This window comes from Arthrobacter sp. efr-133-TYG-104, from assembly GCF_030208915.1.
In the GTDB taxonomy this organism is placed as follows: Bacteria; Actinomycetota; Actinomycetes; order Actinomycetales; family Micrococcaceae; genus Arthrobacter.
The window spans coordinates 318,078-333,928 of sequence record NZ_JARVTA010000002.1 but is presented as its reverse complement, the minus strand read 5'-3'; the positions used below and the strand labels follow the sequence as shown (position 1 = coordinate 333,928).

The window sequence follows — 15,851 nt, the reverse complement described above, 5'->3', positions numbered from 1 at the left end:
GGATCGCCGTCAGGCCGGACCTGGCTCTTGGCGTCCTGTCCATTCCTTGCCCGCCCAGGGATCGTAGTCCGCAATAAGTTCTCCTTGGGCCGGGCGATCCGTTTCAGGAACGTGCTGCAGGTTCACGCGCACTCGGTACCACAAGGAACTGGAGCCACGCATGCCATCGACCAGTACGTCGGCAGGGTGGAGCGCTGGAACAACGCTAGCGTGAACTGTTTTCCACTCATCGAGCGCTGCCAGCGCTTCAGGCTTGGTCTTGGTTCGCGCTACCTCGATCAGCGGCATGGTGGATTGCCGCCTGCCGGTGCCGTCGCCAGCACGTGGTGCTTTCTCGGCCGGCCCCATGTCCGCGGCCATGGCGAGGAGTCCGTCCAGGGATCCCGCCACGTCATCGATGGCATGGTGGGGATCGCCGATCTCGGCAAAACGGGCAGGCACGGTGAGAACGGTGAACTGTTCGGGTCGGGCGCTTCGGACCTCGTCCCAGCTCAGCGGCGTCGAGACCCGTGCATCCGGCAGGGCCCTGACCGAATATGCCGACGCTACTGTCCGGTCCTTGGCGTTTTGATTGAAATCGACGAACACGCTTTCGCCGCGCTCCTCTTTCCACCACCGCGCCGTGGCCAGGCCAGGGGCCCGGTTCTCCACCTCGCGGGCCAGGGTCTCAGCTGCCAGCCGCACGTCCCGGAACGACCACTGCGGCGCTATGCGCACCAAGATATGGAGTCCGCGCGAGCCGCTCGTTTTGGGCCATCCGATAAGCCCGACGTCGTCCAACACCTCCCGTACCACATAGGCAACATCCACGATTTGGGACCAATCAACCCCGGGCATCGGATCAAGGTCCACCCGCAGCTCATCAGGGTGGTCAAGGTCTTCGGCGCGCACCGGGTGCGGGTTGAGATCGAGGCAGCCGAGATTGACTACCCACGCCAAACCGGCGGCATCCCGAATAACGGCTTCTTCCGCGGATGTCCCGGACGCGTAGTGCAGCGTTGCGGTGTCGATGAAGTCCGGATGGTTCTCGGGCACACGCTTTTGGAAGAACGGTTCGGCACTGATGCCCTTGGTAAAGCGCTTCAAAACCATCGGCCTGCCCCCGGCGCCGCGCAACGCGCCGTCGGCTATTGAGAGGTAGTACCGAACCAGGTCCAGCTTGGTGACCCCAGCTTCCGGGAACACCATCTTGTCCGGACTCGAGACGCGGACCTCATTGCCGGCAATGTCAAGGATCTCGGCCGGGGCCTTGGACGGACTCATGTCGCCACGCTAGCAACGATCCCCGGTCACAGCCAGACCATAAGGAGGCAGACTATATTGGCCATGTCAGCCCACCACCACAATCGCGGGAGCCTGCACATCATGGCCAAGGAACTTGCCACCCAACTCATCGAACAACTTCAGGCTGCCGGTGTGCAGCGGATTTACGGGATCGTGGGGGACAGCCTCAACCCGATCGTGAACGCAGTGCGGCAGACCGGCGGCTCAACCAAGGGCGGAATCGACTGGATCCATGTCCGGCACGAGGAAGCGGCGGCCTTCGCAGCGGCCGCGGAAGCGCAGCTGACCGGCAAGCTGGCTGTCTGTGCCGGTTCGTGCGGGCCCGGCAACCTGCACCTCATCAACGGACTGTATGACGCCAACCGCACCGGCGCCCCGGTGCTCGCCATCGCCTCGCATATTCCCAGTAAGCAGATCGGCAGCGGCTTCTTCCAGGAAACGCACCCCGACCGCCTGTTCAATGAGTGTTCCGTGTACTCGGAGATGATCAGCACCACGGAGCAAGCACCACGGGTCATGCACAGCGCGATTCAAAACGCGATCGGGCTTGGGGGAGTCGCCGTCGTGACCCTTCCCGGTGACATTGCCGGGCTGGACGCCACCGCGCCCACCCCGCTGCCTGCCACCTTCCGGCCTGCCAGCCTGGTGCCGGACGCGGCCAGCGTCCAGGAGTTGGCGGATGCCATTAACGACGCCGGCAAGGTCGCCATTTTCGCCGGGGCCGGCGTCGAAGGCGCCCATGACGAGCTCATTGCCCTGGCCGAGCTGGCCAAAGCACCCATCGGTCATTCCCTGCGCGGAAAGGACTTTGTCCAGTACGACAATCCGTTCGACATCGGCATGACGGGTTTGCTCGGTTATGGCGCGGCCGCGGAGGGCATCGACGACGCTGACCTGCTCATTCTCTTGGGAACCGATTTTCCCTACGACCAGTTCCTGCCGGATACGCGCACTGCGCAGGTTGATCGGGCGCCGCAGCGACTGGGACGGCGCACCGACGTCGACATTGCAGTCCACGGCGATGTCCTGCCGACCCTCCACGCGTTACTGCCGCTGGTGACGCCGAAAAAGAGCAGCCGCTTCCTGGACCAGATGCTCAAAAAGCACGATCGCCTGATGAACAAAGCTGTAGGCGCCTACACGCGGAAGGTGGAAAAGAAGCAGCCCATCCACCCGGAGTACGCGGCGTCGCTGCTGGACCAGGTGGCCTCCGAGGACGCCATCTTCACAGCTGACACCGGCATGTGCAACGTTTGGACTGCCCGCTACATCAACCCGCTGGGCACGCGCCGCCTGATTGGTTCGTTCCTGCACGGCTCCATGGCCAACGCACTGCCTCATGCGATCGGCGCGCAGGTGGCCTATCCGGACCGGCAGGTCGTGTCTGTCTCCGGCGACGGCGGCCTTTCGATGCTGCTTGGCGAGCTCGTTACGGTTGCGGCGCACAAGCTCCCCGTCAACGTCGTGGTGTTCAACAACTCCACGTTGGGCATGGTTAAGCTCGAGATGCTGGTGGACGGACTTCCGGACTTTGGCGTGGACGTTCCGGATGCGAACTACGCCGATGTTGCCAAAGCACTGGGTTTCCACGCCGTGCGGGTCACCGATCCAGCCAAGATCGAGGCAGCTTTCCGCGAAGCGTTCGCCTACCCCGGCCCGTCGTTGGTGGAGCTCATTACTGATCCGAATGCATTGTCCATTCCGCCCAAAATCTCGGGTTCCCAAGTGATCGGGTTCGCGACGGCCATGTCCAAGGTGGTGCTGAACCGCGGCGCCGGCGAAGCGGTCAGCATGGCGCGCAGCAACTTGCGGAACATTCCCCGGCGCTAGGGTTTGCGTCCCTCCACGGCCAACTCGGCAGCGAGATACGGTGCCGTGCGGCTGGTGGTGGAACGGGCGACGACGGCTGGCGGCCCGGCGGCGACAATGGTGCCACCGGCGTCGCCTCCGCCTGGCCCGAGGTCGATGACCCAATCGGCTGAGGATACGACGTCCATTTCGTGCTCCACCACCACTACGGTGTTACCTGCATCCACGAGCTTGTGCAGCTGGGACATCAGGAGCTGGACATCAGCGGGGTGCAGGCCCGTGGTCGGCTCGTCCAAGAGGTAGAGCGTGTGGCCCCGTTGGAGGCGCTGCAACTCGGTGGCGAGCTTGATGCGCTGCGCTTCACCGCCGGAGAGTTCAGTCGCAGGCTGCCCGAGCCGGAGGTAGCCGAGACCCACGTCCCGGAGTGTCTGCAGGCTGCGGGACGCTGCGGGCAGGTCAGAAAGGAAGTCCGAGGCCACGTCCACCGTCATGCCCAGAACGTCCGCGATGGTGCGGCCCCGGTAGGTGACTTCCAGGGTTTCGGGATTGAACCGGGACCCATGGCATTCGGGGCAAGGGCCATAGCTCCCAGGCAGGAACAGCAGTTCCACCGCAACGAAGCCTTCACCAAGGCAGGTCTCGCAGCGGCCTCCGGCCACGTTGAAGGAGAACCGGCCGGCACCAAACCCGCGGGAACGTGCACCGTCTGTGGCCGCGAACTCTTTCCGGACCCCGTCGAAAAGGCCGGTGTAGGTGGCCAGGTTTGATCGCGGCGTGCGGCCGATGGGCTTTTGGTCCACCGTGACCAACCTGTCGAGCCCGCGCAGTCCGGACGCCAGGCTGCCCGCCGTGGGTTTCAATCCATTCTGGCCCGCCGCATCCTGTCCCGATTCATCTTGCCCGGCCGGGTGTAGCGCGGCGCCCACCACCTCGGCCAGCACCTGGCTTACCAAGGTGGACTTTCCCGAGCCGGAAACTCCTGTGACGGCGGTGAGCACGCCCAACGGGAACTCAGCCTCGAGGCCGCGGAGGTTGTGCCGGGTGATCCCACGGAGCTTCAACCACTCTTGCGCTTCCCGCGGAGCAGCCGAACCGTCCGCCCTTGCAGCGGTGAGCGGGCCGCCGCTGTGGAAGAGGAACGGCCGCGTGATCGACTCCGGTACGTCGTTGAGCCCGTGAACGGGGCCGCTGTAGAGGACGTGGCCGCCCGCCTCTCCGGCGCGGGGCCCGACGTCGACAATCCAGTCCGCTGCCCGGACAAAGTCCATGTTGTGCTCCACAACGAACACGGAGTTGCCTGAGGCCTTAAGTTGCGCCAGGACGTCAAGGAGCGGCTCGGCATCGGCGGGGTGAAGGCCTGCGGAGGGTTCGTCGAGGACGTAAATCACGCCGAAAAGCCCTGAGCGCAGTTGGGTCGCGATCCTCAGGCGCTGCATTTCGCCGGGGGAGAGGGTGGGCGTCGGCCGTCCGAGCGCAAGGTAGCCGAGCCCAAGGTCCATCAAAACCGTTAGCCGGCCCAGCAGGTCGCGGGTGATCGCGACAGCTACCTCATTGTCCTCCCCCGACGTCACGGTCCGCGAAGCTGTGTTGGTGACCGTGAGTTCAGTGGTGGGGCGGATGACGTCCGCCAGCTCCGTCATGGGCAGTGCATTGAGCTCTGCGATCGTCTTGCCCGCAAAGGTCACCGCGAGTGCGTCGGGCCGGAGGCCACTGCCACCGCATCGGGGGCAGGGGCCGGACTCCATGAAACGCATCACTCTTTCACGCATGCCCGGGCTCTTTGAATCGGCCAAAGTATGGAGCACATAGCTTCTGGCGCTCCAGAAGCGGCCTTTGTAGGGTTTGGCGACCCGATCCCGCTGGGGCGTCACCTCCACCACGGGCTGTTCTTCGGTGAAGAGGATCCAGTCCCGGTCCTTCTTGGGGAGCTTCCGCCACGGGGTGTCGACGTCGTAGCCCAGGTGGGTGAGGATGTCGCGGAGGTTCTTGCCTTGCCAGGCTCCCGGCCAGGCGGCAATGGCGCCGTCCCGGATGCTGAGGCCCGGGTCCGGGACGAGGGAGTTTTCGCTGACTGTGTGGGCTGTTCCCAGGCCGTGGCATTCGGGACAGGCGCCTGCGGCAGTGTTGGGCGAGAACGCATCGGAGTCCAACTGGCTTACGCCTGGCGGGTAGCTGCCCGCACGGGAGTAAAGCATCCGGAGAGAGTTGGAGAGCGTTGTTAGAGTCCCGACGCTGGAGCGGGACGTCGCTGTGCTGCGGCGCTGTTGAAGCGCGACGGCGGGAGGCAGGCCGGTGATCTGCTCCACCTTGGGGTTGTGGCCCTGTTGGATGAGTCGGCGGGCGTAGGGCGCCACTGATTCAAGGTAGCGGCGTTGAGCCTCCGCGAAGATGGTGCCGAAGGCCAAGGACGACTTTCCCGACCCGGAAACGCCGGTGAACGCGACGATGGCATTCCGGGGGACGGCCACGTCAACATTGCGCAGGTTGTTTTCGCGGGCACCACGGACTCTGACGTAGCCGTCTTCTGCAGGGTTGGCATCTCCCGCGGGGTGGAACGGCGTGGGGTGGAGCGGAGCGGGCTGTCCGGAAACCATCAGTTCACTGTCCATTTGAACGACTCTATCGGCAGTCCGGGCTGGGGCGCTCGCACCGATGCTTCGTTCCACGGTGTCAGGCCGCACGCAAGTCAAACACGTTCGTGAGAGCCGTCACATGACGGGCTTCCGAGTTGGCTTCTTAGGGTTGGCTAACCTACGCTTCGATGGAAGGGTTTTCCCTTGCCCTGGACGTGCTCGCAGAAAGTAGCCCCGAATGAAGATCCGCAAAAACGCGTTGGCAGGCATCGCCGTCGTCGCCACCACCGCGCTTGGCCTCGCTGCCTGTGGCTCGGCCTCCACGCCCGCTGCCTCAGGCTCGGCAGGCTCCGTCTCCGGTGCGATCACCGTGTACAACGCCCAGCACGACACACTAGCCAAAGAATGGGTTGACGAGTTCACCAAAGAGACCGGCGTCAAGGTCACCGTCCGCCAGGGCTCCGACACCGAGATGTCCAACCAGATTGTCCAGGAAGGCGCAGCTTCCCCGGCCGATGTCTTCCTGACGGAAAACTCTCCTGCAATGGCGCAGGTGGAAAATGCGGGCCTCTTCGCCGACGTCGACAAGAGCACCTTGGACCAGGTTCCTGCTGAGTTCCGGCCGTCCACCGGCAAATGGACCGGCATCGCAGCCCGATCCGCGGTTTTGGTGTACGACAAGAACAAGATCAGTGCCGACAAGTTGCCAAAGTCCATGCTGGACCTCGCCAACCCGGAGTGGAAGGGTCGCTGGGCCGCATCCCCGTCGGGAGCTGACTTCCAGGCAATCGTCGCCGCTTTGCTCCAGCTGAAGGGCCAGGACGCCACACAGGCCTGGCTCAAGGGAATGAAGGACAACGCCAAAATCTACAAGGGCAACAGCACGGCCATGAAGGCCGTAAATGCCGGCGAGGTGGACTCCGCCCTGATCTACCACTATTACTACTACGGCGACCAGGCCCAGACCGGAGAGAACTCCAACAAGGTCACGCCATACTTCTTCAAGAACCAGGATCCGGGAGCCTTCCTGTCCCTGTCCGGTGGTGGGGTGCTGAAGTCCGCCAAGAACGCCACCGCAGCCCAGGCTTTCCTGAAATTCATCACCGGTAAGAAGGGCCAGGACATCCTCAGGACGGGAACATCCTTCGAGTATGCGATCGCTTCGCAGGTGGATTCCAACGCCAAACTGGTTCCGATCAAGGACCTTCAGGCACCCGTCGTTGACCCTGCGAAACTGGATTCCACCAAGGTCACGGACCTTATGACCAAGGCAGGACTGCTGTAGTTCAGTGACCACCAAGCACGTCGTTGCCGGCCGTACGGGCCCGGCAAGCACCACGGCAGACAAGGGCACCCGCCCTCGCCTGCCGCTCGGTGTTTCCACCATCTCCCTGTTGGCAGTCCTGATTGCCCTCTTCTCCCTCCTTCCCCTTGGCTACGTGGTTTACATGACCGTCGCCACGGGTTGGGACACCGCCGTCGGACTTATTGTCCGGCCGCGGGTGGGCGAACTCTTGGCCAATACGGTGCTCCTAACCGTTGTGACCGTGCCGCTTTGCCTGGTGCTTGGTGTGGGCGGCGCGTGGTTGGTGGAGCGGACACATTTGAAGGGTCATCGATGGTGGGCGGTGGCGCTGGCCGCTCCACTGGCAATACCCGCGTTTGTTAACAGCTACGCATGGGTCTCCGCAGTTCCTTCCCTGGAAGGGCTGTGGTCCGGCGTGCTCATCGCCACGCTGTCGTACTTCCCGCTGGTCTACATTCCCGCCGCGGCCACACTTGGCCGCCTCGACCCGGCCATCGAACAGTCAGCGGCGTCCTTGGGCTTGGGTCCCTGGGCGGTCTTCTTCAAGGTGGTTCTCCCACAGCTGCGCATCGCCATGTCCGGTGGAGCCCTGCTGGTGGGCCTGCACCTCCTGGCGGAGTACGGCGCGTTCGCCATGATCCGCTTTGATACCTTCACGACGGCGATCATGGTTCAGTTCCAGTCCACGTTCAACGGTGCCGCCGGCAACATGTTGGCCAGCGTCCTTGTACTGCTTTGTTTGCTATTGCTCCTTGGCGAGGTGAAGAGCCGCGGTAATGCCCGGTACGCGCGTATCGGCTCCGGCGCCCAAGCAAAGGCGTTGCGCTTGTCCTTGAGGGGCTACCAGATCCCGGCGCAGCTTGGACTGCTGGCCCTGACGGCTCTGGCGTTCGGCCTCCCGGTCTTCTTCGTTGTGCGCTGGGTCATCATGGGAGGACCCGGTGTGTGGGCGGCAGAGGAACTCCTTCCGGCCTTGCTACAGACCCTGCTGTATGGCGCATTCGGCGCTGCCGTCACCACCGTGGTGGCATTCCCCATGGCCTATTTGGCTGTGCGGCACCCGAGCTGGTTCAGCAAGATGCTCGAGTTGTCCAACTATGTGACCAGCTCACTGCCGGGCATCGTCGTCGGGCTGGCCTTTGTCACCGTGAGTATCCGGGTGGTTCCCGGTTTGTACCAGACGGCAGGTGTTTTGATCGCCGCTTACGTGCTGCTTTTCTTGCCGCGGGCCTTGGTGAATATCCGTTCCGGACTGGCCCAGGCGCCCAAGGAGCTTGATGAGGCCGCGCAATCCCTTGGCCGCCCCCCGCTCGTCTCGTTTTTCCGGGTCACGTTACGACTCACCGCACCCGCGGCAGCAGGGGGCGCGGCACTGGTGTTCCTCGCCATCGTCAACGAACTGACCGCCACCTTGCTCCTTTCGCCAAATGGTACGCGCACGCTTGCCACCCAGTTCTGGAGCAAAAGCAGCGAGATCGACTACACAGGTGCTGCCCCTTACGCCCTGCTGATGATCCTCCTCTCAGCCCCCATGACCTACCTGCTCTTCCAACAGTCCAAGAAAGTGGCCGGACAGTGACCGAACAAATCCCCTCCAGGCTTCCGGCCCCCCGCGTTTCGCCGTCGGTGGCCCCCACCACCAACGCTCACTTGGACATCTCCGAGGTCACCAAGGACTTCGGCTCCCAAGCCGTGTTGAAGGGCGTTAACCTGTCCGTGGCCAGGGGTGGGACCACGGCCATCGTCGGTCCTTCCGGCTCTGGGAAGACCACCCTGTTGAGGCTCATAGCCGGTTTTGAACATCCCGGGACGGGTTCCATCAGCCTAGGTGGCTCGCCCGTTGCCGGAGACGGCATCTGGGTTCCTGCCCACAAGAGGCACGTGGGGTACGTCGCCCAGGACGGAGCACTTTTCCCGCACCTCACTGTGGGGCAGAACGTGGCTTTCGGCTTGAACCCGGCCAGGCTCGACGGCGGACGGCGGGCGGTCGCTGCCCGCGTCGAGGAGTTGCTCCACATGGTGTCCTTGGACGGTGCCATGGCCACGCGGCGTCCGCATCAACTGTCCGGCGGGCAGCAGCAACGCGTCGCATTGGCCCGGGCGTTGGCCCGCGAACCTGAACTGATGCTCCTGGACGAACCGTTTTCCGCCCTCGATGCCGGCCTGCGGGTGGCTACGCGCAGGGCTGTGGCCAAGGTGTTGAACGCGGCAGGCGTGACAACCATCTTGGTGACCCATGACCAGGCGGAAGCATTGTCATTTGCCGATCAGGTTGCGATCATGCGAGGCGGTAAGCTCGCCCAGATCGGCAACCCTTTCGTGGTCTACACGCGCCCGGCAGACCGGGCCACCGCCGAATTCCTCGGCGATGCCGTGATCTTGGAAGCCTGGATGGAAGGCTCACTTGCCACGTGCTCGTTGGGCGGCATTCCCGTTCGCAGGCCCCCGGCCCAAGGGAAAGTCCAGCTCATGCTCCGCCCGGAACAGATCCGCATCGCACCCGATGGACCCATCAGGGGCGTGGTAGTGGATACAGACTATTTCGGACCCGAAACAACGGTCCGGATCAAGCTTGGCGAAAACGCCGCAGCCACAGCGGAACCTGGCTCCAGCCACCGGTACCCAGGCGGCGGGGAGATCATCACTATCCGGCATTGGAATGCTTCCATCACCCGTCCCGGCACCGAACTGTGCCTACGGGTGGTCGGCGAAGGCGTGGCTTTTCCGCACGGAGAATAGGCTGAGCCCGTGCGTGCAGCGCTACTCGGCGGCAGGGCGTCGTCGTTGCTGTTTGGTCGCGGACCTGTGCTCTTTGGCCGCTCGGTGCCGGCGTAACGAACCGCGGGTGGGCCTGGAGGGCCGTCGCACCGGTTCCGGTGCAAGTGCGGCGGCAACGAGGCGGGCCAGCTTGTCCAGGGCGATCTCCCGATTGCGTAACTGCGATCGTTGCTCTGAAGCCGTGACGGCAAGTATCCCGCCGATAAGCCGTGATCCGAGGCGCTGAAGCAGGATTTGCCGTTGATGGTCCGTTAGAGATGCCGAATCGGCCACGTTCCACAGGAGCTCCACACGGCTGTCCGAGGTATTCACATGCTGACCCCCCGGTCCGGATGAACGCGAGAACCGCCACATCAGTTCGGACGCGGGAATGCTCAGCGTCGGTGAAATCTCCAGAATCTCCAGGTCCATCCGACAAGCGTCGCATGAGATGGCCGGGCACAGCGATGCCGTGGTGCAGCCGCTGAATGCGTGCAGCAGGGATCAGATGGGATGCACGCTGAACGACCCGCTTACGGGCGGAACTAGTATCGAGTAATGGATGCCGAGCAGTTACTCGAAGGTGGCAATGTCAGCAGCGGTGTCGTGCGCATTGGATCGACTGTCCGCAAGCCGTGGATGGACTCGACACCGAGCGTCTTCGAATTCATGACAGCTGTGCGGAACGCCGGCGTCGACGTGCCAGCCGTCTTGGGCCAGGATGAGCAGGGTCGGCAAATAACCGAGTTCGTTCCGGGCCGGCTCGCGCTCGAATCAGAGCCACTCACTCATTCGGAACTTCACCGTGTCGGAGCGATGGTCCGCGCCATCCACGACGCGAGCGAGTCATTCGTTCCCCCGCGTGACGCGCGGTGGACCGTAGCGATCCCGTCACCGGGCGAACAGTTGATCTGCCATAACGACCTGGCGCCATGGAACCTCATCATCGGTGATCGTTGGACGTTTATCGATTGGGACGCAGCCGCGCCCAGCACGCGACTGTGGGACCTGGCCTACGCCGCTCAGGCATTCACGCTCTCGGACACGAACCAGGCGCCGGAGGAAGCCGCGCAGAACCTGACGGCCTTTATTGCTGGCTACGACGCGGATCGGCAGATGCGGGGAGAACTTCCGGAAGCCATGTCTCAGCGCGCCGCCGCAATGTATCACCTCCTAAAGTCTTCCCACGCCTCGCGAATTAAACCGTGGGGTTCGATGTATATCGAAGGCCACGGGGACCACTGGAGAGCTGCAACGCGTTACGCACAGCATCATCAGGGTCTTTGGTCGAAAGCGCTTCTCACATCCCCGCGCTGACGGATCCCCTATCGGAGAGCCAATAGGGGATCATTATCCCGTGGTCTCTCAACGCAAGGACGGGCGGGCAGGAATCGATACCCCACTCGTGGGGCGGCTCATTGCTGAGCAATTCCCGCAGTGGGCTGACCTTCCGGTTATGCCCGTGGAGTTCGAGGGGTGGGACAACCGGACCTACCGACTCGGGGAGAGGATGTCGGTGCGCCTGCCCACGGCTCCCGGATACGCTCCCGCAGTGGCGAAGGAGAGCTATTGGCTTCCGCGACTGGCGCCGCATCTGCCAGTGGCGGTCCCGACGGTCCTAGCGGTGGGAGACCCAGATGAAGACTATCCGTTGCCTTGGTCAGTCCGGACCTGGATCGACGGCGAAGCAGCCGCCTGCGGGCACGTCAGGGATCGATTAGGGTTAGCCGTAGCTGTTGCCGACTTCCTGCGTGCCTTGCAGGCCTGCAACGCGGCCGGCGCGCGCGAGGCCGGCGAGCACAGTTGGTTCCGTGGCACCCCCCCTCCCACTGCGACGACGAAACCCGCCGCTGCCTAAGAGCGCTAGAGGGCCGCCTCGACATGGTCGGGGCCTCGGCAGTCTGGGACGCGGCGCTCGAGGCCAACTGGGCCGGGGACCCCGTGTGGTTCCACGGCGACGTTGCCTCGGGAAACCTGCTCGAGGCCGAGGGTGCCCTTACGGCCGTGATCGACTTCGGAACCTCCGGAGTCGGCGATCCGGCCTGCGATCTCGTCATCGCATCGACGATGTTCACTGGACAAAGCCGGGAGGCATTCCGACAGACAGTCGCTCAGGATGACGGGATGTGGGCCCGAGCCCGGGGCTGGGCACTGTGGAAGGCCCTGCTCGGCCTTGCCAACTCCAATGGCAGGGATCCCTTGCGTGGGCACCGGGTGTCACGGTAGGAGGGCTTCGGTGAGATCGGCAGGCCCCAGCGCGGGTGATCCGGCTGCGGTTAGGGCTTCAGCGTTTTGGCCCTGTGATCGCCTAGTGGCGTGTTTTTTAGCCAGCAGAGGTCACTTAGGTCCTGATAGTCCGTACTGGCTTGCGCGTCCATCAAGGTGCGGATTCGTTCTACGGCCTGGTCAGCCGAACACGGCCAGGGTATGAGACTAAGGTGTTGCACGTTCCCGACGACCATGAGTTCCTCACTCAAAACGTATCGGAGGTAGTCGAGGACAACTCTTTGCAACTGCGTGCCCCTGGTTTCTGTAGAGACTGAAATGAGATGGCTGAACATCCCCAGACTCATGAAGTCCTGGAGGTTTTCGCACAGGACCTGATCCACGACAGCATCGATGGCGGTGCGGCAGGATGTGGTCAGAAACCCGTGTCGACCTGGCTGTTTTCTCCCGTCGTCGAGGTTTGGCGGCGTTGGATCGTTCTGGACGGGGACCGCGTGTTCGCTCGTGACCGGGAACGCCTGGGATGTGGTGATGACAGCAGCGACGGCTGTCAGGACGGCGCCAATGCTGTGAAGTGCGGCGATGGGGTCTACCGGACTGTTTACCGGATCGGCAAGAAAACGGTATTCATTCCAGCGGATTGCGAGTTCGGCCAACTCAGTGCCTCCGACCGTTGCCGTTGGGCGGTCGATGATTGAGTTGGAGCGGCGCTGTGCCCTTCTCATATCCCTATAACCGTTGACACGGTGAATCGTGACGGACCCGGGACCGTGCGATTGCCCACTCTTTGCCGGTTCCCTGCCCGGTGCTATGCAGGTGGGGCCAGCCAGCGTCCCTAAACCGGCCGGCCCCATTGGTGCTGCCGCGCCGCTGTATCGAATCGGGGGGACGCGAAGCGGCACGGTTTCATGGCTCGGCCGAATCGGGCGCGGGCCCGGTACCAAGCCATGACAAAGGCTTAACCCCGTGAGGGGACTTTCGTGACGCTTTGCCCCTACCTGCAGGTGCGGGATGTCCAGGACACCTCCCTGATGGCTACCTTCCCTGCACGGGACCGGCGAACAATGTCGAATTCTTGGGTTTTCCCGTCACGATTTTGTCTTGTCGGTTACTGGTACGCATCGGGGACAGCTCATTGGCAGTTCTCACACTTTTTGACGACGGGCAGGAATCCTGGTGGGTGCAACGGGGCGACGTGGGGGTTGGGCGTGCTCGGACACGGTGGCGGGAAGTGACGCGGAGCTTCTTTTGGCTACCCGCTCGGGCGATTCGGATGCTGTCGCTGCCCTGTACGTCAGGTATCAGGGCAAGGCGTTGGGCTTTGCCCGGTCGTTAGTGCACAACGAACATGATGCGGCCGATGTCATGCATGAGGCTTTTACGAATACACTCAGCGCCGTCCTGAACGGGCGCGGACCCACGGATAATTTTCTGGCTTATCTGCACACCGCCGTGCGGTCGACGGCATCAGTTTGGTGGAGCAAGAAAATAAGAGAGCAACCGGTGGATTCTTTCGCTCCTGATCCGGTCAGCGAACCTGGGTTCGATCGTATCTTGGACCGGGACGAGCACAACCGTGTGATCGCGGCGTTTAACACCCTGCCGGCGCACTGGCAGAGAGTGCTGTGGTGCATGGATGTGCTTGAGCAACCACCGAGGATCGTGGGTCCACTGATGGGCATGAGCCCCAACGCGGCATCCGCGCTGCTCCGCCGCGCCAGGAACGGGCTCCGCATAGCCTGCCACCGGCAAGAAACACTGTCCAACCTCAACCGGACGTGAAGGCGGGACTTTTGATCAACTCACCTTTGCTTGTATTCGGATTGACCATCGTGATTTGGTGTATCGGGGCCGCTGTAGTCGGCGTCGCAGCACTGGCGGCACTTCTGCTCACGGCGGTCATCCGCACGGTTACCAGGGTCCTTCGCGGGGCCCGGAGAAAGTGATGCGATGGCCGACCCGGCCGGATTCCGGAACCGAGAGTATTTTCTCTTTTCGGTTCGGACCGTATCCTTGTTGTCGAGCGCAGTCCATGGAAGCGGCGGCTGCGTGGGGCCTGCAGCAGCGCGGGTCCGCGGTCGCGTGCCGGGAGGATGCGGGTTGTCGAAGTTTTACCGCTTCCCAGGCAGGTATCAGTATGACCGCAACAGCTCCGCCGACAAGCAGCGGAAGCCATAGCACACGGCCGTTTCGAGGTCACCATGCCGGCCACCCGAGGTCCCCGTCCGATAGCGACGCGGACCTCATTTCACGGGTGCGTTCCGGTGATGGAGAAGCCTTCGGAGTCTTGTTTGAACGCCACCGTGAGATGGCACAAAAGATGGCGGCCGCCCAACTCGACAATCGTGCTGACGTTGACGACGTCGTTGCTGATGCGTTCACCTCTGTGTACCAGTCTCTGGCAGCAGGTAAGGGCCCTGACACGTTTTTCCGTGCTTACCTGTTGACAACGGTCCGCCGTGTTGCTTACAAAGCGAATCAAGCAGGCTCCCGGATACGGCCCACGGCCGAATCGTATGTCATCGACTCTGTTGAAGGTCCACACGATCCGGTCCTGGCTGAATTTGAGTCCACAACGGTAGCGCAGGCATTCAAAGCCCTGCCCGAGCGGTGGCAAGCAGTTCTCTGGTACGTGGACATCGAGGGAATGAAGCCGGCAGATGCCTCCGCAATGCTGGGCCTTAGCCCAAACGGTGTATCGTCACTGGCTATCCGGGCACGCGAACGCCTTCGCCAGATTTATCTTCAAAACCACATCAACACAGCAAGTGGGGACAGTTGCGAGGAATATGCTTCCCAGTTGGGCGCCTTTGCCCGTGGCGGCCTGAGAAGCCGTCTGCGGGAGAGGATCCAGACACACCTTGAAGATTGCCCTAAATGCACAGCCGTGTTGCTGGAACTCGACGATGTCCAGGGGGCCATGCGGGCGGTAATCTTCCCACTGATAGCCGGCGTCGCCTTCACACCAGCCATTCCGGCACTGACAGCTGCAACGACCGGAACACCCGTTACAGGTATTCACGGTGTGCTGAAATCGATGCCGGCCAAAATAGGTGTTGGAGTCCTGACAGCGGTAGCAGTTACTGCCGGCGCGGCCGTTGCGATGGGGATGACAGGAGCAAGCAAGACGGGTTCGCCAACGGCCACAGTAACCGCTTCCGACGGCGCGCTGGCTTCTGCGCCGTCGGCCGCCGTTCCGGCAAAAGCATTGAACAGCCCCGCTCCGCGCTCCACAGAACAACCGTCGCCCTTCGCCCCGGCAACCCATACCCCGCCCCGGGGCCTACCGGCCTTCGCCCTTCCTAAGACCACAAAAGGACAACCCCCAGCCTTCCCGAACGTATCCAAACCGGCACAGCTTCCTGCCGCGAAGGCCAACCCGGTCCCGGCGACGGCAATTCCTACCCTGCCTATCACCCTGCCACCGTTACCCCCTACGGTCCCGAAAACCACGACAACAATGCTTCCAACCCCCTCAACGGCGGCGGCGCCCGTGCCGACACCGGCCCCGACCTCCACCGCGACACCGCCAGCGTCGGCCCAAGCCACAGCGACTTTCAACACCGGGGCCGGCACGACGGCGGTAGAAACCAACGCCACCATCACTTTCAGCCTCCCCGAAGGGACCGTCCCGGCATCAGCCGAAGCGATCTTCACCATCTCAGAAAACGCCGACATGATCCCCGGCAAACTCATTGAACCTCCCGGTTGGACCTGCAAGCAGACCAACCTGGGTATCAGGCAATTCCACTGCACCAGCACCACGCTGGATCCCCACAGCCTGACGTTCGCGCTCACCATCACACAAAAAGCGACCAGCCAAACAGCTACCCTCACCTACCAGTTCAGCGGCACCGGACTCCAAACAGCCACATTCAGCAACACCTTCTAAAATG

General features: G+C 63.0%; 13 protein-coding genes. 10 read left to right on the top strand and 3 right to left on the bottom strand.

Annotated features, from left to right (window positions below; genetic code table 11):
* Positions 1-9: 9 nt before the first annotated feature.
* A complete protein-coding gene (gene ligD, locus QRN04_RS03720) occupies positions 10-1,263 on the bottom strand; it encodes a non-homologous end-joining DNA ligase (protein ID WP_284974799.1) in 1,254 nt (417 codons plus the stop codon).
* Between the two features lie 102 nt (positions 1,264-1,365).
* Between ligD and QRN04_RS03715 the strand changes: the two genes are divergently transcribed.
* Entirely contained in the window at positions 1,366-3,114 is a 1,749-nt protein-coding gene (locus tag QRN04_RS03715) for a pyruvate dehydrogenase (protein WP_284974877.1), read from the top strand.
* Here QRN04_RS03715 and QRN04_RS03710 read toward each other — a convergent pair.
* Positions 3,111-5,687: an excinuclease ABC subunit UvrA gene (locus QRN04_RS03710; protein ID WP_502868757.1), complete on the bottom strand. Its 2,577-nt coding sequence runs from the start codon at positions 5,685-5,687 to the stop codon at positions 3,111-3,113. The genes QRN04_RS03715 and QRN04_RS03710 overlap by 4 nt on opposite strands.
* 217 nt (positions 5,688-5,904) lie before the next feature.
* Here QRN04_RS03710 and QRN04_RS03705 point away from each other — a divergent pair, with 217 nt between their 5' ends.
* The 3 genes from QRN04_RS03705 (at position 5,905) to QRN04_RS03695 (ending at position 9,711) form a co-directional block, all read left to right on the top strand.
* The gene (locus QRN04_RS03705; RefSeq protein WP_284974797.1) at positions 5,905-6,951 is read left to right on the top strand and encodes an iron ABC transporter substrate-binding protein; all 1,047 of its coding nucleotides are present in this window, start codon (positions 5,905-5,907) and stop codon (positions 6,949-6,951) included.
* A gap of 100 nt (positions 6,952-7,051) precedes the next feature.
* The gene (locus QRN04_RS03700; protein ID WP_502868756.1) at positions 7,052-8,551 is read left to right on the top strand and encodes an ABC transporter permease; all 1,500 of its coding nucleotides are present in this window, start codon (positions 7,052-7,054) and stop codon (positions 8,549-8,551) included.
* A complete protein-coding gene (locus tag QRN04_RS03695) occupies positions 8,548-9,711 on the top strand; it encodes an ABC transporter ATP-binding protein (protein ID WP_284974796.1) in 1,164 nt (387 codons plus the stop codon). The genes QRN04_RS03700 and QRN04_RS03695 overlap by 4 nt, the downstream gene beginning before the upstream one ends.
* 21 nt (positions 9,712-9,732) lie before the next feature.
* On the opposite strand, the gene arfB is transcribed toward QRN04_RS03695, so the two are convergent.
* Positions 9,733-10,161, bottom strand: coding sequence for an alternative ribosome rescue aminoacyl-tRNA hydrolase ArfB (gene arfB / locus QRN04_RS03690; protein ID WP_284974795.1), 429 nt, complete (start codon positions 10,159-10,161; stop codon positions 9,733-9,735).
* A gap of 126 nt (positions 10,162-10,287) precedes the next feature.
* Between arfB and QRN04_RS03685 the strand changes: the two genes are divergently transcribed.
* The 6 genes from QRN04_RS03685 to QRN04_RS03665 all read left to right on the top strand — a co-directional run bounded on the left by QRN04_RS03685 (position 10,288) and on the right by QRN04_RS03665 (position 15,847).
* Positions 10,288-11,046, top strand: a complete 759-nt coding sequence (locus tag QRN04_RS03685; RefSeq protein WP_284974794.1) for a phosphotransferase — start codon at positions 10,288-10,290, stop codon at positions 11,044-11,046.
* Between the two features lie 40 nt (positions 11,047-11,086).
* A complete protein-coding gene (locus QRN04_RS18110; protein WP_350224907.1) occupies positions 11,087-11,587 on the top strand; it encodes a phosphotransferase in 501 nt (166 codons plus the stop codon).
* A gap of 23 nt (positions 11,588-11,610) precedes the next feature.
* A complete protein-coding gene (locus tag QRN04_RS18105) occupies positions 11,611-11,955 on the top strand; it encodes a phosphotransferase (RefSeq protein WP_350224906.1) in 345 nt (114 codons plus the stop codon).
* A 323-nt stretch (positions 11,956-12,278) separates the two neighbouring features.
* Positions 12,279-12,653 carry a hypothetical protein gene (locus QRN04_RS03675; protein ID WP_284974793.1) on the top strand — a complete coding sequence of 125 codons (375 nt, stop codon included), beginning with the start codon at positions 12,279-12,281 and terminating at the stop codon, positions 12,651-12,653.
* Between the two features lie 478 nt (positions 12,654-13,131).
* The gene (locus QRN04_RS03670) at positions 13,132-13,737 is read left to right on the top strand and encodes an RNA polymerase sigma factor (protein ID WP_284974792.1); all 606 of its coding nucleotides are present in this window, start codon (positions 13,132-13,134) and stop codon (positions 13,735-13,737) included.
* Positions 13,738-13,900: 163 nt separating this feature from the next.
* Entirely contained in the window at positions 13,901-15,847 is a 1,947-nt protein-coding gene (locus QRN04_RS03665) for a sigma-70 family RNA polymerase sigma factor (protein WP_350224905.1), read from the top strand.
* The last annotated feature ends 4 nt before the right edge of the window (positions 15,848-15,851 follow it).